Raw genomic sequence first — 26541 nt, 5'->3', positions numbered from 1 at the left:
CTCCGCCCCGAGCCCGGGTCGGGCCGCCCGACCGGGTCAGGTCAGCAGCTCGCGCATCCGGTCGATCTCGACGGTCTGCTCGGTGGCGACGGAGTTGGCGAACTCCGACAGGGTGAGGTCGGCGCCGACCTTGAGCAGGTCCGTGGCCATCCGGACCGCGCCCTGGTGGTGCTCCGTCATCATCCGCACGAAGAGCCGGTCGAACTCGGCGCCCCGCGCCGCCGCGAGCTGCCTGATGGCCTCGGGCGTCTGCATGCCCCGCATGCCGTCGTGGTCGTGCGCGGCCACCTCGGTGGAGAGCCCGCGCGCCTGCAACCAGCCCCGCATCAGGCCGATCTCGGGGCCCTGGCTGGCCCGGATCCGCTCGGCGAGGGCACGCAGGGCCGGGTCGCCGGCGCGGTCACCGGCCAACTCCGCCATCTCCAGCGCCTGGGCGTGGTGCGGGATCATCATCCGGACGAACCAGACGTCCATCGAGTTGTGCCGGGCCGTGGCGGCGTCGCCCAGCTCCTCGGCGGGCCGGACCGCGGCGGTCTCGCCGGGCCGACCGGGAACGATCACCGCGGGTCGGCTCGGACCGGCCGGGGCGGACGTCGGGGCGGCGGCCTGTCCCGCCGGCACGGCGGTCGGGCCGCTGGCGGAACGGGACAGGAGAACGACCGCCACCGTCAGCAGACACGCGGCGGTGACGACGGCGAGGGTCCGCGCGCGGCGGTTGGTCATGGGCCACTCCCCCGGTAGAGGTCATGGCGATGCTATCCATCGACGAACGTGCTTCGATGTGATTCACGTCACATCGATGGAACTCACTGGACTGTAAGGTGTCCACCATCGTCATCCCCTTGCGAAGGACGTCGCCGATGACCAGTTTCCGCACCTTGCGGGCCAGGCGGCTCACCACCGTGAGCCTGGCCGCGGCCGGTCTACTCCTCGCCAACGTCGCCACCGCCACGCCGGGAAGTGCCGGTGTGACGGCGCAGTCCGCCCCCTCGGGCACGGCGGACACCACCAACACCATCCCGGGCGTCGACGAGATCGTCAGCAGCCCCAACCTCCGGCAGGTCGCCAACCTGCCGAAGCAGGCTCCGCTGGACGCCACCAACAGCGACCTCGCCTTCCAGGGTCGCTACGCCTTCGCCGGCAACTACAACGGCTTCGTCGTCTACGACATCTCGCGGCCGACCGCGCCGACGGTGGTGTCGCAGGTGTACTGCCCCGGATCGCAGAACGACATCTCCGTCCACGGTGACCTGCTGTTCCTCTCCACCGACTCCTCGCGTAGCGACGACTCCTGCAACAGCACCAGCGCGCCGGCGACGGAGAAGGCGTCCTGGGAGGGCATCAAGGTCTTCGACATCAGCGACAAGGCCAACCCCCGCTACGTCAAGGCGGTGGAGACGGCCTGCGGGTCGCACACCCACACCCTCGTGCCGGGCAAGGACCGCAAGGCCGTCTACCTGTACGTCTCCTCGTACAGCCCGCGGGCGGAGTTCCCCGACTGCCAGCCCCCGCACGACTCCGTCTCCATCGTGAAGGTGCCGGTGAAGTCGCCCACGGACGCGGCGGTGGTGGCCGCCCCGAACCTCTTCCCGGACGGCGGCTACGAGGGGCGGCCCGGCGGTTCGGCGACCACCGGCTGTCACGACATCACCGTCTACCCGGAGAAGGACCTCGCCGCGGGCGCGTGCATGGGTGACGGCATCCTGATGGACATCTCGAACCGGGAGGCCCCCCGGCTGATCAACCGGGTCCGGGACACCGTCAACTTCGCGTTCTGGCACTCGGCCACGTTCAACAACGCCGGCACGAAGGTGGTCTTCACCGACGAGCTGGGCGGCGGCGGCGCGGCCACCTGCAACGAGGTCATCGGACCGGAGCGGGGCGCCGACGCCATCTACGACATCACCGGTCGCGGCGATGCCCGGACGATGGTCTTCCGCAGCTACTACAAGATCCCCCGGATGAACGCCGACACCGAGAACTGCGTGGCGCACAACGGCTCGCTGATCCCGGTGCTCGGGCGCGACATCATGGTCCAGTCGTGGTACCAGGGCGGCATCTCCGTCTGGGACTTCACCGACTCGGCCAACCCGCAGGAGATCGCGTTCTGGGAGCGGGGTCCGATCTCGGTCGATCGGCTCGTCGGCGGTGGCACCTGGTCCGCGTACTACTACAACGGCTACATCTACTCCAACGACATGGCCAAGGGCTTCGACGTCCTCAAGCTGACCGACTGGCGGACCTGGACGGCGAACCTCGTCCGCTACCGCGAGCTGAACGTGCAGACCCAGCCGAGCTACCTGAGCTGGTAGTCGTAACGCGCCGACGGGCCCGACCCCCACGGGGATCGGGCCCGTTCGTGTCCAGCGTGGACGCCGGTCAGCCGGCCGGCGGGTACGGGTCGTCCTGGTAGGTGTACTCCGTCTCGATCTTGCCGTCGGACGTGTGCACGACGAGCTGGCTCGGCTCGTTGCCGTGCGCCGCCCGGCGCCCCGCCTCGACGGCGAGCTGCTTGGTGTCGAACGTGCCGACGACCTGGTTGCCCTGCTCGACCTTCCAGCCGCCATCGTTCGGTACGACGTGGTACTGGTTGCGCTTCATGTCAGTCACCCGCCTCTCGGTCAGGCCTCCGGGATACCCGGGCCCCGAGGGCGGAAAACCCTCCTGGGTGGACACGCCGTCCGCCACCACCCGGAGGGAGGTGGCCACCCGTCACGTGGCCGGGATCCGGTCGAGCTGCGCGCGGATCGCCTCCGGCGTCAGCGCGGGCCGGCCGCCCGGATGGCCGACGGTCGCACCGGCCGCCGCGACCGCGTGCCGGGCGGCCCGCTCCCGGGGCTCGCCGCGCAGCACACCGAGGGTCAGCGCGGCGACGAACGCGTCCCCGGCGCCGGTGTCGTCCACGGTGGGCGTCCCGCTCAACGGCAGGAACAGCTCGCCGTCCGGCCAGACGAACGCGTTGCCCTTCCCGGCCACCTCGACGGCCAGCAGCGACGGGCCGCGGCGCAGCAGCCCACGCCCGGCGGCGAGCCCCGCCTCGGCGTCCCGCGGCGCGTGGCCGGTGATCAGCTCCACCTCCTGCGCGTCGGCCCGCAGCACGTCGGCGAGGGCGAGCAGCGCGTCGGCGTCGGCCGCGTCGGTCGGTGCGCCGTCGAGCACGACCAGCCGGCCGGCCTCCCGGGCGATCCGGGCCGCCCGCGCCGGCTGCTGGAGCTGCACCAGTACGGCCCGCGCGGCCCGCAGCGCGGATGCCGCCCCGGCGACGTCGTCGGGGGTGAGCAGGGTGGCCTCGGCAACGTCCTCCAGGTAGCGCCAGTCGGCCTCGGCGTCCACCACGTCGACGATGAGCGCGGTCGGGGTGCCGGGCCGGCGCCGTACCCACTGGACGTCGATGCCGTCGGCCCGCGCCAGCGCCAGCAGCCGCTCCCCCACCTCGTCGTCGCCGACCACCCCGAGCAGACCGACGGCGGCGCCGAGCTGCGCCAGCCCGACGGCCTGGTTGGCCCCCTTGCCGCCGAGCAGCTCGCGCCGCCGCCGTACCGGGGCGGTCCCGCCGGCCTCCGGCACCTCGTCCACCCGCAGTACGAGGTCCCGCGCCACCTGCCCGACCACCATCACGTCCAGTCCCGCCATGCCCGGACCACTACCCGCGGGCGCCCTGGTTGATCCGCGCCGAGCGGGAGGCGTCGCCGGTCGCGTGGCACGCCCCGGCCGACCACGCGAGGGGGGCGTGGCGTACCCCGGCCGACGACGCGAGGGGTGCGTGGCGCGCGGTCAACCGGGCAGCGGGGCCTCGTCGCCACGCGTGCGGCGCGGCCCGACCAGCCGGCGCACCATCGGGGCGGCGTTCCACTTCGCCGCGCCCACCAGGTCGCGGGCGTGCTCCAGGACGGTGTAGTCGGGCCGGGCCCGGCCGTCGGCGATGGCCCGGTCCAGGTCGTTGCCGCACCGGGTCAGCACGGTGTCGAAGTCGCGGCGCACCGGTTCGAGCAGGTGGTAGCCGAACGAGCGGTGCAGCCGGGCGAAGAGCGGCTTGTAGAGCCGGGCCCGCTCGTGCAGTCCCGAGGAGTACGACATCGGGTTCTTCGGCCGGCGCCGGACGTAGTCGGGCAGCAGGTCGGCGAAGGCCCGCCGGACGATCCACTTCTCCTGTCCGTCGCGCATCTTCAGCCCGATCGGCAGCCGCATCGCCAGCTCGACCAGGCTCAGGTCGAGAAACGGCACGCGGGCCTCCACCCCGTGCCCCATGCTGGCCCGGTCGACGCGCTGCAACTCCGTACGGCAGAGGTTGCGGATCTTGTGCAGGAAGAGCCGGCGGGACGCCTCGGGGCCGACCTCGTGGTACATCGGGTAGCCGCCGAACAGCTCGTCGGAGCCGTCGCCGGTGAGCACCACCTTCACGCCCAGCTCCCGCAGCCGGCGGAACAGCGGCACGGTGACCACCGCGTTGATGATGTCGCCGTACTCGGTCAGCTCGGACATCCGGATCGCCTCCCGGATGTCGGCCAGCCGGATGTCGCGCGGGCGCAGCTCGACCACCTCGTGCGGCACCTCCAGGTCCTTCGCGAGCCGCCGCGCGTACGCGACGTCGGGGCTGTCGGGCACGCCGACCGTGACCGCGACGCAGTCGGGGTGCATCTCGCGCACGTGCAGCAGGGCCAGCGAGCTGTCGAGCCCGCCGGAGAGCACCACCCCGACGGTGAGGTCGGTGTCCACCCGCATCCGGATGCTGTCGGTGAGGGCGGCACGGACGAGCAGGGCGGCCTCGTCCGGGTCGTCCACCACCGGCAGCCCGTCGCCGAGGGTGAGCAGGTCGACGTACGCGCGCAGCCGGACCGGCCCGTCGGGCTCGACCCAGCCGTGGTGCCCGGGCGGCACCTCGACGATCGGCACGCGGTGCCCGACCAGCGCCTTGACCTCGCTGGCGACGTGCAGGCAGCCGGGCGTCCGGGCCCAGTACAACGGCTTGACGCCGAGCGGGTCCCGGACCAGGTAGGCCCGGCCGGTGGCCCGTTCCACGACGGCGAAGGCGTACTCGCCGCGCAGCCGGGTCACCATGCCCTCGCCCCACTGCAGGAAGGCGGCGAGCACCACCTCGGTGTCGCCGGTGCCGCCGAAGCGGTGTCCCAGCCGGACCAGTTCCGCGCGCAACTCGGGGTGGTTGAAGACCTCGCCGTTGTAGCAGAGCAGCCACCGCTCGTCGGCGGAGGCCCACGGCTGCACGGCGCGTTCGCGGTCCACGATCGGCAGCCGACGGGTGCCGGTGAGCAGGCCGTTCTCGTAACGGGTCTCGGTGACCTCGCCGCGTGGGGCGAGGGTGGCGAGCATCCGCCGGAAGATCGTCGGATCGGCCTCGGGGCCGAGGCTCAACGCGATGCCGCACATCGACTCAGACCCCCATCTCGGCTTCGTACGCCCGGCGCAGCCGCCGCCGCGCCGCCGGCGCGAGGCACACGTGCCAGGCCTGGCCCTCGTCGACCACGTTGACCTCGCCGGCCCGCTGCCGGGCCAGCAGCAGCTCGGCCAGGGTGTCCCGCGCGCCGAAGCGGCCGAACCACTCCATCTCGACGTCGACCGCCCAGCCGAGGCAGTGCCCGCTGGGCATCATGGCGGCGTACCCGAGTCGGCGCAGCCGGTGCTGGTGCTCGGCGCTGCGGACCAGGCTGGTCACCCACAGCGGCGGCGTGGCGGGCGGGGTGCTGGCGGCGAACTCCCGGGCGACGTCGTTGAGCAGCGCCACCACCTCGCGGCGGGCCCGCCGGAACCGCAACCCGGCCGTACGCGGCGTCGCGTCGGGCCACAACCGGCGCCGCGCCGCCCGCAGCCCGCGGTGGAGCAGCGTCCGCGGCTGCTCGGTGTAGCGGAAGCGCAGCAGGTTCCGCCGACGCAGCCACTCCAGGTCGACCAGCTCGGGGCAGGCGTCCACCTGGGCGTCGGTGAGGTAGGTCGAGGCGTCGCGCCACCACATCACGTCGACGCGGGAGAGCAGGTAGATCCGGACCAGCGCGGTGAGGTCGGCGGCCGAGCTGCGCGCGTTGGGCTGGTAGCGGGCCATCTCCAGCAGCAGCGTCTCGCGGGCGCCGATCAGCCCCTGCGGGGTGGCGTCCAGCACGGCGGCGATCGCGGGCTCCCGCAGCCGCTCGTCGATCAGCACCTGCCGGGCGGCGGTGCAGGACGCGCCGGCCAGGGCGCCGACCTCGACCAGCAGCTCGGCCACGGCGACCCGGTAGGCGTCGAGGTCGGGCGCGGCGGCGGTGTCGGGCGGTATGCCGGGCACGCGTCGGCGCGTCCGGACGGCAGGTGTGACGAAGGAGCCGGGCCGCTGGCCCGGGCTTCGGCTGGGCACTCGCATGGTCGGGTCCCCTCTCCCGTCACGACGTCACGGTACGCATCGCCCTGTACGCACCGTAATCACACTGGACGGGATGAGTCCGAACAATCCTCCTATCTACCCTCCTTCGAGACAGGCCGACGGCCGTCCGACACGTGCCCTTGACGGCAGCCACCTCGAAGGCCATCAAGGCCACCTGGCGTGGAGCACGCCGGATGGCGTCACTGTCTGGACGCGTCGCTCAACCGCTGCACCTCGTCGTACGAGGGCGATCGTGTGGGCGGTGTGGTGCCGGAGCGGATGGCGTCCAGGGTGTCCACAGCCGCGCCGAGCGCCGCCCGGAACAGCAGCGAACCCGTACTGACCCGGGCCACACCGAGCGCGTGAAGGTCGTCGAGGCTGGGGCCACCCGGCCGATGCAGCACGTTGAGCGGCGCGTCGATCCCCGCGACCAGAGCCGCGACCGTGTCGGCGTCCGGGGTTCCCGGTACGAAGATCCCGTCGGCCCCGGCTGCCTCGTAGGCGCGGGCTCGGCGCAGGGTCTCCGGCAGCGGATCGGGCAGGCCGAGCCACCATGTGTCGGTGCGGGCGTTGACGAACACTCCCGGCGCGGCGGCCTTGACGGCGGCCACCTTCGCCGCGGTCAGCTCGGCCGGATCGAGGGTGCCGTCGGCGCGGCCGTCCTCGAGGTTGATGCCGACCACCCCGTGCGCGGCCAACTCGACCGCCAGCTCGGCGACGGCCGCCGGGTCGTCGGCACACCCCGCCTCCACGTCGACGGTCACCAGTAGCGGCAGCCGACGCAGCACCCGGGCCAGGCGCAATGTCTCCGCCCGGGTCGCGGCCGCCCCGTCCGGCAGGCCGACGGACGCGGCGACGCCCAGGCTGGTGGTGCCGACCGCCGGGTAGCCGCGTGCGGCGAACGCGGCCGCGCCGGCATGGTCCCAGACGTTGGGCAGCAGCAGCGGCCGGTCGGCATGGTGCAGTGCGCGGAAGGCGGCGCAGCGCTCGTTCATCGGGATACCACCTCGACAGTCGTCGGGACGCGCAGCAGCGCGTGCGGTTCGTGGGTCGCGGGTGCGTGGACGAGGCGACAACGGCGGCGCAGCACGTCCACGACCCCGGCCGCCAGGGCGAGGGCCTGCCACTGCCCGGGGCAGCCACGCGGGCCCGCGCCGAAGGTGAGCGACGGGCCGGGGCGGCCGGGCACGAAACAGCCCGGGTCGCCGTGTGCCGCCGGGTCACGGTTGGCGGCGTCGAACCGCAGCAGGACCTCGCTGCCCGGCGGGAGGTCGCCGCCGGGAAGCCGGACCGGCGCGACCGTGACCCGCCGGGTGCCGCGCACTGGCGGGTCGAGCCGGAGCACCTCGGCGAGCAGCTCGGTGGTCGGCACGGTCGGCGGCAACGCCAGCCCGTGCCGGGCTGCGGCGCCGATCAGTCCGGCCGTGGCGTCGCACGCCTGGACCAGCAGGCCGATCCGGTTCGCCGCCGCCTCGGGCGGGCCCGGCAGCCCCATTGCCAGCAGCGTCGCCACCGCGGCGTCGGCGGCGGCGACGCGCACGGCGTCCGCGCCGGGATGGTAGGCGGCGGCGACCGCGGTCACCACCGGCTCGACCGCGTCCGGATCGGCGAACCCCAGGCGGGCCGCCAGCACCCGCAGCGGTACCCGCCGCGCGAGCACGGCCATCACGTCCAGGCGGTCACCGGCGCGGTCGAGCGTGTCCCCGGTCAGCCGGGCGGCATCGGCGTACAGCTCGTCGGGGTCCACAGCGGCCAGGGCGGCCAGGCCGACCGCCCGGCGCGCGGGGTGCCGCTCCGGCGCGCTGAACCGGCTGACGGCACCGCGCAGCCAGGCCAGGGTGCCCGGTGGCCCGCCCCCGGCGACGGGAACCTGGCAGGCCGGATCGGTGAGCACGGCCCGCACGTCGGCGTGCCGGGTCACCGTCCAGCCGGTGCCAAGGTCGAGGACGGGCGGGCCGCAGGGCGGTGTGCCGGGTACGGATGGGATGACGAGCTGGTCGACGATCACGCCGCGACCGTACGGCCGGATCGGTTCGGTGCCGGCCGAACCGTCGATCGCGCCGGGCCTGGGGTCCGGCACGGCCATCCCCGGTGTCGCGGGGTCGGTCTTCGATCGGACGTGGCAGCCCCGGCCTCGCGGGATCGATCTCCGATCGGGCGTGGCCGTTCCCGGTGTCGTGGGGTCTCCGCTCAGGCGCGGCCGCCGCCGCTGTCGGGGGCCGCCTCCGGCGCGAGGTCCGCCGGGGCGAGGCCGAGGGCGGCGGCCAGCGCGGGGCTGCCGGCCGGGGTCAACCGGACCGCCCGGCCGACACCCCTGGTGAGCCAGCCCGCCGCGAAGAAGCGTTCGCACAGTGCCGCGCCCAGCGCCCCGGCCAGGTGCGGGCGGCGCTCGGTCCAGTCCAGGCAGTCGCGGACCAGGGGACGGCGGGCGCCCCGCAGCGGTGCGACCGGAATTCCGAGCCCGACCAGCCAGTCCAGCCCGTCCGGGGTCAGCGCCAGCCCACCGGCGTCGTCGAGCAGCCGGCGGGCGAGCAGCGCGTCGCGCAGCAGCACGCCGAGGCGGCCGGCCAGGTGGTCGTAACAGGTGCGGGCGTACGCCAGGGCGACACCGGCCCGGACGGCGCGCAACGAGCCGGCGGACGGGGGTGGAGCCGGGGCGTGGCCGGCCAGGTCCTCGATCAACTGGGCCACCGAAGGGCCGGCGAGCCGGACGTACCGGTGCCGCCCCTGGCGCTGCTCGACCAGCAGCCCTCCCCGCACCAGCCGGGTGAGGTGGTCGCTGGCGGTGGACGGCGCCACCCCGGCGAGCCGGGCCAACTCACCGGCCGTCCACGCCCGGCCGTCCAGCAGGGCCAGGCAGAAGCGGGCCCGGGTGTCGTCGGCGAGCAGGGCGGCGAGCCGGGCCAGCGCCGGGCCGGACGCGGCGGTGGTGGTCACCGGCCCATGCTGACACGGCCACGTTGCGGTCCCCACCGACACGTCATCCCGGCGCAGCCGGTCCCCCTCACTGCGGGTGCCTGCGGCGGCCGAGCCGGTCAGCGCCCGGCGCCGCCGAGCGGGCTGACCGTCCGGCTCTGTCCGTCGTAGCTGCGCCCCGCGACGAAGGCCCCGTCGGGGCGGTCGACGCCCGCCACCGCGCGGGCCAGCCGGCGATCGGCGTCGCGGAAGCGCAGCGCCAGGCTCAGGTGCGGGCGCCAGTGCCCCGGCGCGTGCCAGGGACGCTGTCCCGGGGCCCCGGCGAGGACGTCCCAGACCGACGCGTGCAGGGCGGTCAGCTCCGGCGACGGGTGCACCAGCCACACCAGCGGGGCGCTGCCGTCGAGCACCGCGATCCGGTCCAGCCGCACGGGCAGCGGCAACCCCGCGTCGAACAGGTCGGCCAGCCGCCGCTGCGCGCCGGGCGGGAACTCGTCGACCGCGGCGAGGGTCAGGTGCGGCCGGTTCGTCGGGTGGGCGTTGCGGGCCAGGCTGGGCAGCCCCACCGCGGCCAGCCGCTCCCAGGCGCCGCGCACGGCGGCCTCCAGGTCGGGCGAGCAGACCAGTTCGACCGTACGCACGCCGCCAGGCTAGCCCGCCGGAGCACGGCGATGGCCGCCCGCCGGACCCGCGCGGATGCTCGTTGTGCCGGTCGGCGAAACGGCGTCGCGGCGGTGATGAAAAGCTTGACGGCATGAGTTCCGCACCCGTACGGCACGACCCGCCCACCGAGCCCGGCCCCGACGCCCTCGACGACACGAGCCCCTTCGCGGACCTCGGACTACGCGCCGAGCTGCTGGGCGCGCTGAACGCCCTGGGCTACGAGGAGCCCACTCCGATCCAGCGGGAGGCCATCCCACCCCTGCTGGCCGGTCGGGACCTGCTGGGCCAGGCCGCGACGGGTACGGGCAAGACGGCCGCCTTCGCGCTGCCGCTGTTGCAGCGGATGCCCGACGACCGGCCCGGCGGCGCCCCGGTGGCGCTCGTGCTGGTGCCCACCCGCGAGCTCGCGGTGCAGGTCTCCGAGGCGTTCCACCGCTACGGCAAGGACCTGGGCGCGCGCGTGCTGCCGATCTACGGCGGGCAGCCGATCGGCCGGCAGCTGCGCGCCCTGGACCTCGGGGTCGACGTCGTGGTCGCCACCCCGGGCCGCGCGCTGGACCACATCGCCCGGGGCACGCTCGACCTGGGCTCGCTGGCCACGGTGGTGCTCGACGAGGCCGACGAGATGCTCGACATGGGCTTCGCCGAGGACATCGAGGCGATCCTGGAGCACGCGCCGGAGCAGCGCCAGACGGTGCTCTTCTCGGCGACGATGCCGGCGCGCATCGACGGGCTGGCCCGCAAGCACCTGACCGACCCGGTACGCATCCTCATCGCCCGCGAGCAGACGGTGGCCGGCGAGGCGCCCCGGGTGCGGCAGAGCGCGTACATCGTCGCCCGGGCGCACAAGCCGGCGGCGCTGGGCCGGGTGCTGGACGTCGAGTCCCCCACGGCGGCGATCGTCTTCTGCCGCAGCCGCGAGGAGGTCGACCGGCTCACCGAGACCATGAACGGCCGGGGCTACCGGGCCGAGGCGCTGCACGGCGGGATGAGCCAGGAGCAGCGCGACCGGGTGATGGGCCGGCTGCGTACGGGCACCGCGGACCTGCTGGTGGCCACCGACGTGGCCGCCCGCGGCCTGGACGTCGAGCAGCTCACCCACGTGGTCAACTACGACGTCCCGTCGGCCCCCGAGTCGTACGTGCACCGCATCGGCCGGGTCGGCCGGGCCGGGCGGGAGGGCGTGGCGATCACCCTCGCCGAGCCGCGCGAGCACCGGATGCTCAAGACCATCGAGCGGGTCACCGGCCAGCGCATCGCCATCGACAAGATCCCGACGGTGGCGGACATGCGCACCCGGCGGTTGGAGCTGACCCAGGGCGCCCTGCGGGAGAGCCTGCTGGAGGACGACCTCGACCCGTACCGGGCGATCGTCGAGTCGTTGACCGACGAGTTCGACCTGGTGGAGGTGGCCCTCGCGGCGGTGAAGCTGGCGCACGAGGCGACCTCGCCGGGCTCGGACGACGAGGAGGAGATCCCCCAGGTTCCCGTCCGGGGCCCGCGTGAGGGGCGGCCGGAGGCCGGCGGCCGGGGCGAGCGCCGGGGCGGCGCCCGGCCCCGCACCGGCGGCACCACCCAGGTCTTCATCGGGCTGGGCCGGCGCGCCGGGGTCCGCCCGCAGGACCTGGTGGGCGCGATCACCGGCGAGACCGGGGTCAGCGGCCGGGACATCGGCTCGATCGAGATCGCCGACCGGTTCTCGCTGGTGGAGGTGCCCCAGAGCATCGCCGACGAGGTCATCGCCGGGCTGCGTGGCAGCACGATCAAGGGCCGCAAGGCGACCGTACGCCGGGACCGTGACGGCGACGGCGGCGGCGAGCGCCACTTCGACGGGGCCGACCGGCGCGAGCGCCGCGACCGGGACTTCGACCGGCGCGACCGTCGCTGACCCCGCACGTCAGGAAGGGCCTCCTGCCATGCACCAGGCGTTGGCAGGGGGCCCTTCCTGACACCTCAGGCGGCGGCGAGCGCCGGATCGGGGCGGGTGTCGGCGTCGGCCGGGCGCAGCGCCAGGGCGAGCACGTCGGCGACGTCGGCCAGGGTGTGCACGGTCAGCGCCTCCCGGACCTCGGCGGGCAGGTCGTCGAGGTCCGGCTCGTTGCGGGCCGGGATGATCACCTCGGTCAGGCCGGCCCGGTGGGCGGCGAGCAGCTTCTGCTTCACCCCGCCGATGGGCAGCACCCGGCCGGAGAGAGTCACCTCGCCGGTCATCCCGAACTCGGGCCGCACCGGCCGGCCGCTGGCCAGCGACGCGAGGGCGGTCACCATGGTGATGCCGGCGCTCGGACCGTCCTTCGGCACCGCGCCCGCCGGCACGTGCAGGTGGATCCGCCGTCCGGCGAGGGCGTTCGGGTCGAGTCCGAGCCGGCGCCCGTTGGAGCGCAGGTACGACAGCGCGATGTGCGCCGACTCCTTCATCACGTCGCCGAGCTGGCCGGTCAGGGTCAGCCCCGGCTCGCCCTCCATGCTGGTGGCCTCGATGAAGAGCACGTCGCCGCCGGCTCCGGTGACGGCCAGGCCGGTGGCCACGCCGGGCACCGCCGTCCGCTCCGCCGATTCCGGGGTGAACTTCGGCCGCCCGAGGTAGGTGGCGAGGTTGCCGGTGTCGACGCGGACCGGCGCCGGGTCGGTCGCGAGGGTCACCGCGACCTTGCGGAGGATCTTCGCCAGCGCCCGTTCGAGCTGCCGCACGCCGGCCTCGCGGGTGTACTCGCCCGCGATCCGGGCGAGGGCGTCGTCGGCGACGCCGACCTCCTCGGCGGTGAGCCCGGCCCGTTCCCGCTGCCGGGGCAGCAGGTGATCGCGGGCGATGGCGACCTTCTCCTCCTCCGTGTAGCCGTCGAGGGTGACCAGCTCCATCCGGTCCAGCAGCGGGCCGGGGATGGCCTCCACCACGTTGGCGGTGGCCAGGAAGAGCACGTCGGACAGGTCGAGGTCGACCTCGAGGTAGTGGTCGCGGAAGGTGTGGTTCTGCGCCGGGTCGAGCACCTCGAGCAGGGCGGCGGCCGGGTCGCCGGAGTAACCGGCGGCGAGCTTGTCGACCTCGTCGAGGAGCACGACCGGGTTCATCGAGCCGGCCTCGCGCAGGGCGCGCACGATCCGGCCGGGCAGCGCGCCGACGTAGGTGCGCCGGTGGCCACGGATCTCGGCCTCGTCGCGGACACCGCCGAGGGACACCCGGACGAAGTTGCGGCCGAGCGCGCGGGCAATCGACTCGCCGAGGCTGGTCTTGCCGACGCCGGGCGGGCCGGCGAGGGCGAGCACCGCGCCGGAGCCCCGGCCGCCGACGACGCCGAGGTTGCGCTCGGCCCGCCGGTTGCGCACGGCGAGGTACTCCAGGACGCGGTCCTTGACGTCGGCCAGGCCGGCGTGGTCGGCGTCGAGCACGGCGCGGGCCGCGGCCAGGTCGGTGTCGTCCTCGGTACGGGTGCCCCACGGCATCTCCAGCACCGTGTCGAGCCAGGTCCGGATCCAGCCCGCCTCCGGGGAGGCGTCGCTGGCGCGTTCCAGCTTGCCGACCTCGCGCAGCGCCGCCTCGCGGACCTTGTCGGGCAGTTCGGCGGTCTCCACGCGGGCCCGGTAGTCGGCGGAGCCGTCCGGCTCGTCCTCGCCGAGTTCCTTGCGGATGGCGGAGAGCTGCTGGCGCAGCAGGAACTCCCGCTGGGACTTCTCCAGCCCCTCGCGGACGTCGGTGCTGATCTGCTCGGCGATCTCCTGCTCGGCCAGGTGGTCCTTCACCCAGCCGACGAGCAGTTCCAGCCGGGCGGTGACGTCCGGCGCGGCGAGCAGCTCGGTCTTCTGGGCGAGGCTGAGCCAGGACACGTAGCCGGCCGAGTCGGCCAGTTCGGAGAGGTCGGTCATCCGCTCGATGGCGTCGATGACCTGCCAGGCGCCGCGCTGCTGGAGCACGGACGTCATGAGGGCGCGGTACTCGCGGGCGAGTTCGCGGGCGCGGCCGGCGGGGGCGGGTTCGTCGAGTTCGGTCGCCTCGACCCAGAGGGCGGCGCCGGGCCCGGGTACGCCGGAGCCGATCCGGGCGCGGGACAGGCCGCGGATGACGGCGGCCGGTTCGCCGCTGGGCAGCCGGCCGACCTTCTCGATGGTGGCGACCGCGCCGACGGGGCCGTACTCGCCGTCGAGGCGGGGCACGGCGAGCAGCTTGTGGTCACCGGTGGCGCGGGCCGCGTCGACGGCGGCCTGGGTGGTCGGGTCGAGGGTCACCGGGATGACCATGCCGGGCAGGAGCACGGCGTCGGTCAGGGGAAGTACCGGGAGAGTTGCCATCGAACACCTGCTATCGCGTTGAGTTGAGCGTGTCCAACTCAAGTAACAAATCGTTCCCCTTGTTCCGGGCTGTGACCCAGGCCACCTTCGCCCGCGGGACGGCGCTGCGGGCGCAGCAGCTCGCGCGCCAGGCCGGCGCCCCCGGCGGCCGCCACGGCGAGCGGGATCGCCAGACAGGTCAGCGCCAGTGCGGCGACGGTCCAGCCCGGCAGGCCGGCCACGGCGGCGACGCCCGTCAGCACGGCGAAGACGAGGAGCTTGCGACGGGTGCGGGCGATCGGGATCGCGACGGACATCGGGATCTCCCCTCCGTACGGGATCAGAGCAGGACGAGCAGGGCGGCGCCGACGGCTGCCGCCGGCACGGTGGTGACGACGGTGGCGAGCGCCGCCGAGTGCCGGCGCAGCGCGGCGAGCGGGATCAGCGCGTCGCCGTCCTGGCTGATCGCGTTGGCGACCAGGGTGGGCAGCGGCAGGCCGCCGCTGACGTACAGGCCGGTGAAGACGATCTGCACCGCGCACCCGGGGATGAGGCCGATGCCGGCGCCGACCAGCACGCCGACGAGCCCGGTGAGGGCAAGCTGGGAGCCGTCGAAGCCCGTCGTGGTGGTCACCACCTGCCAGCCCAGATACGCCACGGCCACCCAGACGGTGACGAAGGACGCCTCGTGCGCGCTGTGCCGCAACGTCTCCCGCAAGGAGCGGGGCTGCGCGGTCTCCAGGCTGTCGTCGGCCAGCTTTCCCCGCCCTCCGGCGAAGATCAGCGCCGCGGTGAGCGTGCCGAGCACCCCCAGCGCCAGGTACGGGTCGACGCCCCCGAAGGATCGGGTCAGCGCGCCCGGGTCGACCAGTTGGAATACCACCGGCACCGACACCGCGAACGCCGGCGTGGTCAGCCCCCAGAACGCCGTGGACGCCGGCACGCGGGGCAGCAGCCCGCCGAGCACCCACCGCGCGCCGGCGAGGTCCGGCCCGCCCACGGCGGCCAGGCCGAGCGGCGCGGGCGCGGCGGCGACCCGGTGGTTGACCGCGCGGGCCGGGTCGATGCCGAGCGCGTCGACGACGTACCCGGTCACCAGGCCGACCGCGAAGAGCAGCGCGTGGATCTTGAGAGCGAACAGGGGGTTCCAGGCGAGCACCACCCACGACGGAGTCCCCCATGGTGGCCGCCAGGGCGGCGACCACGGTGCCGAAGGAGACCTTCCCCCGGGCGTACAGCGGCATCAGGATGATCGCCCCGCCGCAGCCGGGGCTGACGCCCAGCAGGGCGCCGACCAGCGGACCGAGCCGGGGCCGGCTGGTGAGCCCGTCGGTGACCCGGTCGCCGTATCGCCAGCGCAGCCAGCCGAAGAGCGCCACCATGACGGCGACGTAGCCACCCACCTGCATGAACGCGTCCGCGAGCGGGCGGAGCACGAGTTCGGTCACGGCACACCTCCTCCGGTACGGCGCCGCCGGGCCGTCCGCCGCGCGCGGACGGCCCGGCGCGACGGCGTCAGGTGAGCTTGCTCTTGACCTTGTTGGCGGCGCCCTTGGCTAGGCCCGGGTTCGTGCCGTAGAGCCGCGGGTCGCCGGGCGGCAGGACCGGCTCGGGCGCGTGCGCGCGCGGGCTGTGGTCGTAGCGGAACTCGCCCTTGCCGTCGGGCGCCGGCCCGGACGCCCAGCGACCCTCCGACGCGTCGGTGCCCGGCGAGAAGTCCAGGTACGTGTAGCTGAACTGCTCGGTGAACTCCTTGGAGTCCGGGAACGCGTCGGGCACCGGCATCTCCTCCAGGCCGTCCTCCTTGAGCTGCTCGATGGCCGCCATCCACATGTTCTGGTGCATGGTGTCGCGGGCCAGCAGGAAACGGAGCATGTTCTTGACCCCGGGGTCGTCGGTCATGTTGAACAGCCGGGCCACCTGGAGCCGGCCCTGTGCCTCGGCGGTGACGTTGAGCTGGAAGTCCGCCATCAGGTTGCCGCTGGCGGTGATGAAGTTGCCGTTCCAGGGCACGCCGGCGCTGTCCACCGGCAGCGCTCCGCCGCCGCCGTGGATGAAGTGCGCCGGGTTCGACCCGCCGTAGATCGCGCCCACCATCGGGTTGTCGGCGGCGGCCTCCTGCAACGACAGCGGCGCGTTCTCCAGCAGCCGGGTGATCATCGTGGCGATCATCTCGACGTGGCCCATCTCCTCGGTGCCGACGTCGAGGAAGAGGTCCTTGTACTTGCCGGGCAGGCGGCAGTTCCAGCCCTGGTAGAGGTACTGGTTGGCGACGGTCATCTCGCCCCACTTGCCGCCCAGGACCTCCTGGAGCCGGCGGGCGAACGCGGCATGGATGCCGACGCGGCCCTCGGCCGGACGGTGCCGCAGCGCGTTCTCCACCAGGTTGGTCACCACCTGCCGGGTCCGGCGCCGCGGCACCGGGCAGCCCCCGGCCCGCCGCGTCACCCCGGTCAGCCGCCGGTGCGGGGGCACGAGGGCCGCCGCACCGCGCAGGACCTGCGCCAACGGCGCCGCCGGGTCCGCCGCCGGCGCGAGCGCCCCGGTGCCGGCGGCGGCGTCCCGCAGCAGACCCTGCAGGTGTACGGCCTGCTCGTGGGCCAGGCCCGTGATGGCGCGCCGGTCGTCGCCGGTGAGCGGGAGCCTCTCGTCGGCGAGCGCCCGGGTGAGCGAGGTGAGGGCGCTGACCGGGGTGCGGAACTCGTGGCAGAGCACGCGCAGCAGCAGTTCCGGGTCGGTGTCCAGGGCCGCCGGGTCGGCCGGACCGGGTTCGGCCCCGCCCACCGGAGCAGTCGCAACGGTCCCCGCCCCCCGTGCCGTTCGCGCATCCGCCCGACCTCCCTCGTTCGGCCGCATGATCGGTACCCGCTCGGGAACGGACCAGGCATGCCCGCTCCCCCCGTCGTCCGGTTGGCCGTCGTGGACGACCACCCGCTGTTCGTCCGCGGGCTGGAACTGCTGCTGCCGGCCACGACCGACGGGCGGGCGGAGGTGGTGGGCTCCACCGGCGACGCGTCGGCCGCCGCCTCGCTGGTCGGCCGCTGCCTACCCGACCTGGCGCTGGTCGACCTGCACATGCCGCCCCCGGGCGGGATCCGGGCCGTGGCGGCGATCCGGCGCACCACGCCCCGGGTGCGGGTGGTGGCCATGTCGGGCGCGGAGGACCCGGCTCCCGCCCTGGAGGCGCTGCGCGCCGGCGCCGAGGCCTTCCTGCCCAAGACCGCCGAGCCGGAGGAACTGCTGCCCCCGCTGCTGGCCGTCCTCGACGGCTGGGCGGTGCTGCCGGGGCACCTGCTCCGTGCGTTGCTGCGGCCCGGCCGGGCGGCCCCGGTCGATCTCGACGACGAGGAACGGGCGATGCTCCAGGCCATCGCGGCGGGCCGCAGCACCGTCGAGATCGCCGAACGGATGCACGTCTCGGAACGCACCATAAAGCGGATGACGGCCGCGCTGCTGCGAAAGTTGCGGGTCTCCACCCGCGCCGAGGCGGCGGCGCTCGCCGGTCACGCCGGTCTGCTCGGCGACTGACCCCGGGCTTTGCGCCGAGCCGTTTTCCCGCGATAACGCGACGCGCCGAAATGAGGACGACGCGCATTGTTGCGGATTAGCCCCGGGATACGTCAAACTTTGACCACACCCCGCCCCACACAGGGAGTAATTGACGATGGCGAGAAAAGTAATCACGGTCCTGACCGACGACCTCGACGGTGGAAAGGCCGACCGGACCGTCGAGTTCAGTCTGGACGGCGTGGCATACACCATCGACGTCTCCGACGAGAACGCGGGCGTGCTGCGCAAGGCCCTCGACCCGTACATCAACGCTGGCCGGCGGATCGGTCGCGGAACCGCCGACACCGGGCGGGCACCTCGGCGGGCAGGCACGCCGGGCGGCTCGGGAATGGACCGCGAGCAGAACCGGGCCATCCGGGAATGGGCCACCAAGAACGGCTACAAGATTTCCGAGCGCGGCCGCATCCCGGTCGAGGTCGTGGAGGCGTACAAGAACCGCTGACCGGCGCCGGGCTCACGCTCGGGCTGGTGCGGGGTCACGCTGAGGAATCAGCGCGGCCCCGCCGGTCTTTTCCCACGGCGATCCATTCGCACGACCCGCGCCCGCCGGCGGGCCCATTCCCGGCCCGCCACGATTGCGCTTCGACCATCGGCGGGTCGCCGGGTCGCTTCGGATCGGCCGACAACGGCCCGTTCACCGGCCCGGCGAGCGTGATCATCGCCACGATCACCCCGGCGCGCAGCCGGGCCGCCGCACTTCCCGAGTGTAATGAGCGACAGCTTTGTCGAGCATTACCGGTGCGGATCTCGGGGGTGGCGGATGACGCGATGGTGGGGCCAGACGGCCGGGGGGTTGCCCCGCGTCTTCTGGTACCTCTGGTCGGCCACGCTGATCAACCGGCTGGGCAGCTTCGTCGCCATCTACCTCGGCGTCTACCTGGTGTCGGTACGCGGCCTCAGTCCCGCGTACGCCGGGATCGTGATCGGGTTGCACGGAGCCGGCAGCGCGGCCGGTGGCGTGCTCGGCGGGATCGTCGCGGACCGGTGGGGGCGGCGGCCGGCCATGCTGACCGGAAACGTGGCCGCCGCGGCGGCGGCGCTGGCGCTGGGCCTGAGCGGGCACCCCGTGGCGATCGCGGCCCTCACCCTGCTGCTCGGGCTCTGCCTGGGCGTCGCCCGGCCGGCCTTCACGGCGACCGTCATCGACGTGGTGGGCGAACGGGACCGCCTGCGCGCGCTGACGCTGAACTACTGGGCGATCAACATCGGGTTCGCCGTCGCCGCGACCGTGGCCGGCCTGCTGGTCCGGGTCGAGCCGCTGCTGCTGTTCGCGATCAACGCGGCGGTGCTGCTCGGCACCGCCGCGCTGATCGGCCTGACCGTGCCCGAGTCGCGCCCCGCCCCGGTGACCGTCGCGCAGGTCGCCCGCGTCGACTCCGGCGGGCTCGGCACCGTGCTGCGGGACCGGGTCTTCCTGACCTTCACGGCCCTCACCGGGTTGGCCTGGCTCTGCATCGAGAGCAGCGCGATGCTGCCGGTGGCGTTGCAGGCCGACGGGCTGCCGGCGTCGGCCTTCGGGCCGGTCATCGCGGTCAACGGCCTGATGATCGTGCTGGGGCAGCTCTTCGTGCCCCGCCTGATCGGCCGCTTCGACCGGTCCCGCACCGTCGCCGTGGCCGTCGTGGTGATCGGCGCCGGCTTCGCCCTGACCGCGCTGGCCGACGCCGTCTGGTTCTACGCGCTCACGGTGGCCGTCTGGACGCTCGGCGAGATGCTGATGACCCCGTCGAACTCGGCGCTGACCGCCGACCTTGCGCCGGCCGCCCAGCGCGGCCGCTACCAGGGCGTCTACTCGCTCGGTCACGCCTTCGCCAGCTTCGCCGGGCCGACGCTGGGCGGCCTGGTCGCTGCCCGGTTCTCCACCGACGTCCTCTGGCTGGGGCTGTTCGGGCTGGCCCTGCTGGTGGCCGCCGGCAACCTCCTGGCGGTGCGGCCCCGGGCCCGGCGGATCACCGCCCTGCGGGCCGCCGCGGCGCCCGCCGCTCCGCGCGAGGCCGCGGCGCTGGCGTGAACGCGCCGCCGCGGGGCCGCCGGGGTGCGCCCGGACGGCCCCGCGGTGGTCGTCAGCCGACCTGGATGCGCACCACGTCGAAGGCCGGTGTCTGGTTGGCCCGCTCCATCATCGGCACCCGGTGCGAGCCGTCGCCGGCCCAGACCGCGCACTGGGCGGTGCCGGATCCGGGCAGCCCGGGGATCTGGATGGTCACGTCGTCGGGCTCGGCGCCACCACGGCTGTCCTCGGTGGCGACGAAGAACGCCGGCACCTCCTGCGGCTGCGGCGGCTGCCGGAGGCTGCCCAGCATCCGGCAGGCGGTGTGGAAGTGGCCCCGCACCAGCCCCTGCTCGTTGAGCAGCGAGCTCTCCACGTAGTACCCGCCCTGCCCGGCGGCCAGGAAGCGGTCCCGTACGAGGTTGCGGGTGGAGACCCGGAGGGTGAACGGCTGGTTCGACCCGACCCGGTCGGGGAACTCGGTGATCAACAGCGATGGATTGTCGGCCGCGGCGCCCACCTCGCCGAACGCGGTGCTGACGCAGCGGTTGCCGTTCTGGAAACCGTCGTGCGGCTGCAACCGGCTGTCCTCGCAGTCGTTCGCGATCACTCCCAGCCCGGCACCGGGCCCACCATTGCCGCCACCGTTGTTACCGCCGCCGTTGTTACCGCCACCGTTGTTGCCGCCACCGTTGTTACCGCCGGTCGGCGCCACCTGGCACTCGGCGAGCCGGGCCAGGCCCTGCGGCCGGGGGCCCACCCGGTCGATCGCGATGGTGATCCGCTCCAGCGTCGCCCGGCGCTTGCCGGCCAGCGGCTCGAGGATCGAGGTGCGGACGAACTCCTCGCCCCGCCGGCCCTCGGCGGCCAGCCGCCGGTCCGCCTCGGCGATCTGGGTCTGCAGCAGGTTCAGGTTCCGGTCGACCTCGGCGCGGGCGCGGTCGGGCACCCGCGGCAGCCGGCTGGCCACGTCCGGGCAGGCCACGGCCGAGCCGCCGTTGTCGGCGCCGCCGCCCCGCGTCTGCTCGCACTCGGCGACCGACTGCTGCCCGTCCCCCCAGTGGTTGCGCACCCAGCGGCCGTCCTGCCAGGTCCGGCTGGTGCCCCGCCCGCTCGGCGCGGTCGCGCCCGGGCTCGGCTCCACGCAGGCGGCGGAGGCCGGTCGGGTGCTGGTCGGCCGCCGGTCCTCGGCCGACGAGATCTGGGTCACGGCGACGATCCCGCCGAAGACCGCGAGCGTGCCGACGACGGCCAGCAGTCGCTTGCTCCGCGCGCCACCGGATGACCGGCGCGCCCGTGTGGACCTGCGCATCGAATTGCTCTCCTTCGCGATCCGGTAGTTGATTCGAGACCTCGGCGGACCGACGGAATTGAGGGGCGCACCCGACGGGGACCGTCGCGGCGAGCCGGTGGCACGTCGATGACCGACGATGCCCTTTCCGCACCGTCTTCCGCGCCGCGCGGCGCGGTCGGGGAGATCCTGTCCATTCCCGCAGGAGTACGGGACGGCCGGCGCGAAGGTTCAACGCGAATCCGGGAATCCGGGCGGGCCCGGGCGTCGACCGGTGACGTGCGCCGGGCCGGCGGCCGGTGGCGCCACCGGAGCAGGGCGGGTCAGTCCGCGCAGAGGTGGGCGAACGCGAAGCCGCCCGTCATCTCGTCGTGCCGGGACTCCAGCCCCCGGATCTCGGCGAGCAACTCGTCCCAGGGCGTCAGGGCCGCCTCGGCGGCGTCCAGCGCGCGCATCCGCTCCCCGACGGCCACCGCCGCCAGGTCCTCGGCCAGCCGCCCCGGATCCACCCCGACGGAGACGTGCTGCGGGTGCACCGTCACCCGCTCCACCAGGCAGGCACCGGGGTGCACCCGTACCCAGCTCCATCCCTCGGCGGGCCCGCCCGTCCAGCGCACGTGCAGCCCCCGCACGATCGGGTCGACCAGCCGCCGCGACACGTACGCCTCGACGGCGGCGGCCCGGGCCAGGGCACCGAGGTCGTTGACGTGCCCGGTCCGCCCGTCGGGCAGCCGACCGAGGATGTCGCGGAAGCCGACCGGGGGCACCCCCGTGTCGTCGGGCTCCCCCGCGCCGAGGGCCGCGTACGCGCACGCGTCGATCACGTACGCCACGATCCGGCGCCCGTGCTCCTCGGCCCGCAGCGTCGGCGACCCGATCCGCAGCACCGCCAGGCCGACCGCCTCGGCGACCGCGTTCTTCAGCCGCTCGACCCGCTGCGCGGCGGAGCCGGGGGCCGCGACGGGGCCGACCTCGACGGCGAAGACCGGCCGGGCCGTGTCGGCGGCGCAGACGACGAGGTCGTAGCCCTCCCGGCTGGCCGTGTTCCACTGGTTGCCGGTGACGCCCGGCGGACGCCCCTGCACCAGTTCGCCGAGCCGGCGGGGGCCGTGCACGAGCTGGCCGCCCCGGGCGAGCAGCGGGCCGCGCCCACCGTCCCCGGCGACCGCACGCAGCCAGGAGCCGCCCCCACCACCGGTGCTCGTCATCCGCCTGATCCGTCCGTCCCGCCGCCGATCGGGGCCGACGCGTCGGCCGGGGGCGAGTCTAGGCCGTCGATCATGGCCGGCGTGCCGGTGGTGCCCCTCGGGCCGTCGGCCCGCAATTCGCTTGAGGTCACCCGCCCGCGCCGGTGGGATGGGCGGGTGAGCGTCTTCCTGGACACAAAGCGGCTGGTGCTGCGCGAGTTCACCGCCGACGACGCCGACCTGCTCGTGGAGCTGGACGGCGACCCCGAGGTGATGCGGTACCTCACCGGCGGGCGCCCCACCCCGCCGGAGGCGGTCCGGGAGCGCGTCCTGCCCCGGATCCTCGCCCACTACCGGCGACCGCCGGGACTCGGGTGGTGGGCGGCGCTGAGCCGGGGCTCGGGCGACTTCCTGGGCTGGTTCGAGTTCCGCCCGACCCGCGACGGCGACGTCCGCGAGGTGGAGCTGGGCTACCGGCTGCGCCGGTCCGCCTGGGGCGTCGGCCTCGCCACCGAGGGCTGCCGGGCGCTGATCGAGCAGGGCTTCACCGCGCTCGGCGTGCAGCGGGTCACCGCGAACACGATGTCCGTCAACGCCGCGTCGCGTCGGGTGATGGAGAAGTGCGGGCTACGGCTCGTGCGGACGTACGTCGGGGACTGGCCGGAGCTGATCGACGGCGCGGAGCACGGCGAGGTGGAGTACGCGCTGACCCGGCAGCGGTGGCTGCGCCGCGACGCCGGCTAGGCCCGGCGCGAGCCGACTGTCACTCCGCGCCCATCACCAGGCCCTCGATGGTGTGTTTCTGCCGGATCGGCGTCAGGGCGTCGACCACCGGGCAGGGCAGGTGGGCGCGCACCTGCTCGGGCAGGCCCGCCCAGTACCCCCGGGTGACCGCCATGTCGTGGTGCGCGGCGTTGCCCGCTCCCGGCGCGTCGACGCCGAGCACCAGCACCGGGCGGGACAGGGTGGAGACGTTCGGCGTGCCGCGGTGGATGGTCAGCGCGGACCGGGCGGAGATGTCGCCGCGCCGCGGATACTTGCGGACGGCCCGTTGCGCGTAGCGGGGGTGGCGCTCCCTGGGCGGGAACATCTGGTGGTCGAAGTCGCGTCCGTCGTCCCACTGGGTGCCCGGGGCGATCTCGAACGGCCCCATCTCCTCCACGGTGTCCACCGTGGTCAGGTTGAAGGCCAGCGAGGTCAGCCGCCGCTGCCGGCGGGTGTCCTCCGGCATCGGGAAGTCCCGGTGCCACGGCTGCATGGCCGCGCCGGGAAACGGGATGTCGAAGCCGAGCTCGACGATCTGGTAGTCGGGCCCGAGCACGGCCCGGCACACCGAGACCACCCACGGGTGGGTCACCAGGTCGACGAAGCCGCGCAGCTGCTCGGGGTGGATCTCCACGTACCACCGCTGCGGGCCGCGGCCGACCGCGCCGTCGGGGCGGGAGCGGGCCTCCCGGAAGGCGGCCTCGACGTCCTCGCCGACGCGGTCCACCCAGTCCACGGCGAAGGCGCCCCGGCATGCGGTGATGCCGTCCCGGTAGAGGTCGCCGAGCGCCTCCAGGGGAACCTCCTCGTCCTCGACGGGGGCGCCGGGCTGGTCGGTGCGCGGCGCGGGCGCGCTGGAGTGGGACCTCATCGAACCTCCTGACGGGGACCAGGCGAGTATTACAACGTTGTAGAGGCGCCGCAAGGGACGCCCGGGCCGCCACCCCCGCCACGGGTCGGGGCATGATCGACCGGTACGCCGGTGGTCGGCGCACGGGACCGGGGAGGTACGCGGGGGTGCGGGTCGTTTCGCTGGTGCCGTCGCTGACCGAGGCCGTCGCCCTGACCCTGCCGGGTCTGCTGGTCGGCGCCACCGACTGGTGCACCCACCCGGCCGGGCTGGACGTGGCGCGGGTCGGCGGGAGCAAGTACCCGGACCTGGACCGGGTACGCGCGCTGCGCCCCGACCTGGTCCTGCTCAACGTCGAGGAGAACCGCCGGGAGGACGCCGACGCGCTGACCGCCGCCGGCGTGCCGGTACGGGTGACCTACCCGCGTACCGTCGACGAGGCGCTGACCGAGCTGGCGGACCTGCTCCGCGACCTGGGCGCCCCGGCCGAACCGGAGTGGCTCGCCGAGGCCCGCAGGGCGTGGGCCGGGCTGCCCACCGCCCGACCGTCCCGCCGGGCGGTGGTGCCGGTCTGGCGGCGACCGTGGGTGGTGCTGGGCGCCGACACCTTCGCCGGTGACGTGCTGCGCCGGCTCGGCGTCACCAACGCGTACGCCGACGACGACGAGCGCTATCCCCGGCCGAGTCTCGACGCGCTGCGCGCCCGCGCACCGGAGCTGGTGGTGCTGCCCGACGAGCCGTACCGCTTCACCGCTGAGGACGGGCCGGAGGCGTTCCCCGGCACCCCCTGCGCCCTGCTCTCCGGCAGGCACCTGACCTGGTACGGCCCGTCGCTCGCCGAAGCGCCCGCCGTGCTCTCCGCCCAGCTCGCCGACCCGGTCGTGCACCCGGTCTGACCGCCGCGGCCCCAGCGTGACCGGTCACCCGCTCGCGCGCCGGCGCCGTTCCCGACGGGCGTCGACCATGCTCCACCCGATCGCGACCGTCAGCGTCAGCACCACCACCGCGAGGGTCGACCAGACCGGCAGCTTCCCGACCGGCGTCCCGGCCAGGATCAGCTTCGCCCCGGCGAAGGCCAGCAGGAAGGCCAGCCCGTACCGCAGGTAGCCGAAGTGCCGCAGCAGCCCCGCCACGTCAGGCCACCGGGGTGATCCGGGCCGGGTCCAGATCGGCGAGGGTGGTGTCGTCGACGTCGTAGGCGAGGGTGCTGGTCACCTGGACCACGCCGCTGACCTGCCCCGCGAGCCGGCCCGCCAGCTCGACGGCGCTGCGCCGGTCCAACCGGCCGTCGAGCGTCACCTCGCCCCCGCGCACCCGGACGGTGACCAGCCCGTCCCGCACCGCGAGCACCCGGCGCAGCACCTCCTGCACCACGTCCTCGCGGATCTCCGCGTCGGTGCGCAGGTGCACCCGCAGCAGGTCACCGCGCGTGACGATGCCGACGAGCCGGCCCAGGTCGTCGAGCACCGGCAGCCGTTTGACCGACTCCCGGTCCATCTGCCGGGCGGCGGCGGAGATCGTCGCCTCCGGCCAGGTCGCCACGGCCGGGGCGGTCATCAGGTCGCGCGCCAGCAGCGCCTCGGCCTTCTCCCGGGCGGTGCGGCGTCGTCGCCCCTCGAAGACCCGCCGCTCGTCCGGGTGGCCGGCCCGCTCGACCTTGTGCAGCAGGTCCGACTCGGAGACCACGCCGAGGACCCGACGGGAGCCGTCCACCACGGGCACCCCGCTGATGCCCCGCCGGACCAACGCGTCGACGATCTCCCGGTAGGGGGTCTCCTCCCCCACCGTCGTGACCTCCCGGGTCATCACGTCGTCCACCTGCCACGTCCTCATCGCGACCTCCCTGTCGTTCCCACCGCGACGCTACGGCCGCGGCGGGCCGCCGGGCAGGGCCGCCGGACCGGACCGGACCGGCCGTACGGACCGGTGCGGGAGGGGTCCAAGGTCCCGGTCCGGTGGGGCCCGATCGGCCCTGCCCGCCCGGCGCCGACGGGCGTCCAATGGAGATGCCACCGGAAAGCGCGGTGCCAGGCACACGAAGGGACGTGGAGACAATGGCCGCGACGATCGAGCGCACCACCGTCGGGACCGACGCTGCGGTGGCGGAGACCCGGCACGTCGGCGAGACCCCCAGGGAACGGGCCGCCCGGTACGTCTTCGCCGGCATCCGGATCGCCCTCGGGTGGACCTTCCTCTGGGCGTTCCTGGACAAGGTCTTCGGTCTGGGGTTCGCCACCGAGGCGAAGAACGCCTGGATCAACGGCGGCAGCCCCACCAAGGGCTTCCTGACCTTCGGCGCGGCCGGCCCGTTCGCGGACTTCTACCAGGGCATCGCCGGGGCCGCCTGGGCCGACGTGCTCTTCATGGCCGGCCTGGCCGCGATCGGCGTCGCGCTGCTGCTCGGCATCGGGATGCGGATCGCCGCCGTCGCGGGAGCGGTGCTCTACGTGATGATGTGGACGGTCGTCCTGCCTCCCGAGAACAACCCCTTCATGGACGAGCACCTGATCAACGCGGCGCTGCTGGTCGGTCTCGCACTGGTCAACGCCGGCGCGACCCTCGGCCTGGGCGCGACGTGGGCGAAGCTCCCGATCGTGCGGCGGTTCCCCTGGCTGCGCTGACTGTGAGGCTGGCCGGGTCGGTCCGTACGTGATGGGCTGATGGCTGGCGGCAGTGGATGTGACCCTTGCTCTG

Annotated in this window: 25 protein-coding genes and 2 pseudogenes; 8 read left to right on the top strand and 19 right to left on the bottom strand. The window is 74.4% G+C overall.

Features of this window, described 5'->3' with window-relative positions; genetic code table 11:
- Positions 1-36: 36 nt before the first annotated feature.
- The gene (locus ACPXCB_RS14190) at positions 37-723 is read right to left on the bottom strand and encodes a DUF305 domain-containing protein (protein ID WP_425875544.1); all 687 of its coding nucleotides are present in this window, start codon (positions 721-723) and stop codon (positions 37-39) included.
- A 137-nt stretch (positions 724-860) separates the two neighbouring features.
- Between ACPXCB_RS14190 and ACPXCB_RS14185 the strand changes: the two genes are divergently transcribed.
- Positions 861-2312 (top strand): LVIVD repeat-containing protein, encoded by a 1452-nt coding sequence (locus ACPXCB_RS14185; RefSeq protein WP_425875542.1) that lies wholly within the window; start codon positions 861-863, stop codon positions 2310-2312.
- Between the two features lie 67 nt (positions 2313-2379).
- On the opposite strand, the gene ACPXCB_RS14180 is transcribed toward ACPXCB_RS14185, so the two are convergent.
- The 8 genes from ACPXCB_RS14180 to ACPXCB_RS14145 all read right to left on the bottom strand — a co-directional run bounded on the left by ACPXCB_RS14180 (position 2380) and on the right by ACPXCB_RS14145 (position 9909).
- Positions 2380-2601 carry a DUF2188 domain-containing protein gene (locus ACPXCB_RS14180; RefSeq protein ID WP_225852266.1) on the bottom strand — a complete coding sequence of 74 codons (222 nt, stop codon included), beginning with the start codon at positions 2599-2601 and terminating at the stop codon, positions 2380-2382.
- A gap of 111 nt (positions 2602-2712) precedes the next feature.
- The gene (locus ACPXCB_RS14175) at positions 2713-3633 is read right to left on the bottom strand and encodes a PfkB family carbohydrate kinase (protein ID WP_425875540.1); all 921 of its coding nucleotides are present in this window, start codon (positions 3631-3633) and stop codon (positions 2713-2715) included.
- Between the two features lie 141 nt (positions 3634-3774).
- Entirely contained in the window at positions 3775-5385 is a 1611-nt protein-coding gene (locus tag ACPXCB_RS14170; protein WP_425875538.1) for an asparagine synthetase B family protein, read from the bottom strand.
- 4 nt (positions 5386-5389) lie between these two features.
- Positions 5390-6352: a DUF5715 family protein gene (locus tag ACPXCB_RS14165; protein ID WP_425875536.1), complete on the bottom strand. Its 963-nt coding sequence runs from the start codon at positions 6350-6352 to the stop codon at positions 5390-5392.
- 200 nt (positions 6353-6552) lie between these two features.
- Positions 6553-7347 (bottom strand): isocitrate lyase/PEP mutase family protein, encoded by a 795-nt coding sequence (locus ACPXCB_RS14160; RefSeq protein ID WP_425875534.1) that lies wholly within the window; start codon positions 7345-7347, stop codon positions 6553-6555.
- Positions 7344-8360, bottom strand: a complete 1017-nt coding sequence (locus ACPXCB_RS14155; RefSeq protein WP_425875533.1) for a cytochrome P450 — start codon at positions 8358-8360, stop codon at positions 7344-7346. The genes ACPXCB_RS14160 and ACPXCB_RS14155 overlap by 4 nt, the downstream gene beginning before the upstream one ends.
- 182 nt (positions 8361-8542) lie before the next feature.
- Entirely contained in the window at positions 8543-9289 is a 747-nt protein-coding gene (locus ACPXCB_RS14150) for an ArsR/SmtB family transcription factor (protein WP_425875531.1), read from the bottom strand.
- Positions 9290-9387: 98 nt separating this feature from the next.
- Positions 9388-9909: a 2'-5' RNA ligase family protein gene (locus tag ACPXCB_RS14145; protein ID WP_425875530.1), complete on the bottom strand. Its 522-nt coding sequence runs from the start codon at positions 9907-9909 to the stop codon at positions 9388-9390.
- Between the two features lie 113 nt (positions 9910-10022).
- Between ACPXCB_RS14145 and ACPXCB_RS14140 the strand changes: the two genes are divergently transcribed.
- Complete coding sequence (locus tag ACPXCB_RS14140; protein ID WP_425875528.1) at positions 10023-11819, top strand: DEAD/DEAH box helicase; 1797 nt, start codon at positions 10023-10025, stop codon at positions 11817-11819.
- Between the two features lie 65 nt (positions 11820-11884).
- Here the strand turns inward: ACPXCB_RS14140 and lon are convergent, their stop codons facing one another.
- The 5 genes and pseudogenes from lon to ACPXCB_RS14115 form a co-directional block, all read right to left on the bottom strand.
- On the bottom strand, positions 11885-14215 hold the full coding sequence (lon, locus tag ACPXCB_RS14135) for an endopeptidase La (RefSeq protein ID WP_425875527.1): 2331 nt from the start codon (positions 14213-14215) through the stop codon (positions 11885-11887).
- Positions 14216-14253: 38 nt separating this feature from the next.
- Positions 14254-14511, bottom strand: coding sequence for a hypothetical protein (locus ACPXCB_RS14130; RefSeq protein ID WP_425875860.1), 258 nt, complete (start codon positions 14509-14511; stop codon positions 14254-14256).
- Between the two features lie 23 nt (positions 14512-14534).
- The gene (locus tag ACPXCB_RS14125) at positions 14535-15356 is read right to left on the bottom strand and encodes a putative manganese transporter (RefSeq protein ID WP_425875525.1); all 822 of its coding nucleotides are present in this window, start codon (positions 15354-15356) and stop codon (positions 14535-14537) included.
- A gap of 70 nt (positions 15357-15426) precedes the next feature.
- Positions 15427-15603: pseudogene (locus ACPXCB_RS14120) on the bottom strand (putative manganese transporter); the annotation flags it as partial.
- A gap of 106 nt (positions 15604-15709) precedes the next feature.
- Complete coding sequence (locus tag ACPXCB_RS14115; protein ID WP_425875523.1) at positions 15710-16978, bottom strand: manganese catalase family protein; 1269 nt, start codon at positions 16976-16978, stop codon at positions 15710-15712.
- Positions 16979-17080: 102 nt separating this feature from the next.
- Here ACPXCB_RS14115 and ACPXCB_RS14110 point away from each other — a divergent pair, with 102 nt between their 5' ends.
- The 3 genes from ACPXCB_RS14110 to ACPXCB_RS14100 all read left to right on the top strand — a co-directional run bounded on the left by ACPXCB_RS14110 (position 17081) and on the right by ACPXCB_RS14100 (position 19775).
- Complete coding sequence (locus ACPXCB_RS14110) at positions 17081-17722, top strand: response regulator transcription factor (protein WP_425875521.1); 642 nt, start codon at positions 17081-17083, stop codon at positions 17720-17722.
- Positions 17723-17858: 136 nt separating this feature from the next.
- Positions 17859-18206 carry a histone-like nucleoid-structuring protein Lsr2 gene (locus tag ACPXCB_RS14105; RefSeq protein WP_132234604.1) on the top strand — a complete coding sequence of 116 codons (348 nt, stop codon included), beginning with the start codon at positions 17859-17861 and terminating at the stop codon, positions 18204-18206.
- Positions 18207-18524: 318 nt separating this feature from the next.
- Positions 18525-19775 carry an MFS transporter gene (locus tag ACPXCB_RS14100; RefSeq protein ID WP_425875519.1) on the top strand — a complete coding sequence of 417 codons (1251 nt, stop codon included), beginning with the start codon at positions 18525-18527 and terminating at the stop codon, positions 19773-19775.
- A gap of 52 nt (positions 19776-19827) precedes the next feature.
- Here ACPXCB_RS14100 and ACPXCB_RS14095 read toward each other — a convergent pair whose 3' ends face one another.
- Positions 19828-21066: a hypothetical protein gene (locus ACPXCB_RS14095; protein ID WP_425875517.1), complete on the bottom strand. Its 1239-nt coding sequence runs from the start codon at positions 21064-21066 to the stop codon at positions 19828-19830.
- A gap of 302 nt (positions 21067-21368) precedes the next feature.
- The gene (locus ACPXCB_RS14090; RefSeq protein WP_425875515.1) at positions 21369-22253 is read right to left on the bottom strand and encodes a hypothetical protein; all 885 of its coding nucleotides are present in this window, start codon (positions 22251-22253) and stop codon (positions 21369-21371) included.
- A 156-nt stretch (positions 22254-22409) separates the two neighbouring features.
- On the opposite strand from ACPXCB_RS14090, the gene ACPXCB_RS14085 reads away from it, so the two are divergent.
- Positions 22410-22976: a GNAT family N-acetyltransferase gene (locus tag ACPXCB_RS14085; RefSeq protein ID WP_425875513.1), complete on the top strand. Its 567-nt coding sequence runs from the start codon at positions 22410-22412 to the stop codon at positions 22974-22976.
- 19 nt (positions 22977-22995) lie between these two features.
- On the opposite strand, the gene ACPXCB_RS14080 is transcribed toward ACPXCB_RS14085, so the two are convergent.
- Positions 22996-23868: a phytanoyl-CoA dioxygenase family protein gene (locus ACPXCB_RS14080; RefSeq protein WP_425875511.1), complete on the bottom strand. Its 873-nt coding sequence runs from the start codon at positions 23866-23868 to the stop codon at positions 22996-22998.
- A 146-nt stretch (positions 23869-24014) separates the two neighbouring features.
- On the opposite strand from ACPXCB_RS14080, the gene ACPXCB_RS14075 reads away from it, so the two are divergent.
- Entirely contained in the window at positions 24015-24743 is a 729-nt protein-coding gene (locus ACPXCB_RS14075) for a helical backbone metal receptor (RefSeq protein ID WP_425875509.1), read from the top strand.
- 24 nt (positions 24744-24767) lie between these two features.
- On the opposite strand, the pseudogene ACPXCB_RS14070 reads toward ACPXCB_RS14075, so the two are convergent.
- Both ACPXCB_RS14070 and ACPXCB_RS14065 read right to left on the bottom strand, forming a co-directional pair.
- Positions 24768-24980 (bottom strand): annotated as a pseudogene (locus ACPXCB_RS14070) (hypothetical protein); the annotation flags it as partial.
- 1 nt (position 24981) lies between these two features.
- Entirely contained in the window at positions 24982-25680 is a 699-nt protein-coding gene (locus tag ACPXCB_RS14065) for a CBS domain-containing protein (protein WP_425875507.1), read from the bottom strand.
- Between the two features lie 212 nt (positions 25681-25892).
- Here ACPXCB_RS14065 and ACPXCB_RS14060 point away from each other — a divergent pair, with 212 nt between their 5' ends.
- Positions 25893-26468, top strand: coding sequence for a hypothetical protein (locus ACPXCB_RS14060; protein ID WP_425875505.1), 576 nt, complete (start codon positions 25893-25895; stop codon positions 26466-26468).
- Positions 26469-26541 lie beyond the last annotated feature (73 nt).

Origin of the sequence: Micromonospora sp. DT62 (assembly GCF_049847285.1) — a bacterium.
Taxonomy (GTDB): domain Bacteria; phylum Actinomycetota; class Actinomycetes; order Mycobacteriales; family Micromonosporaceae; genus Micromonospora; species Micromonospora reichwaldensis.
The sequence above is the reverse complement of the archived record's forward strand: the minus strand, read 5'-3'. Positions and strand labels throughout refer to the sequence as shown.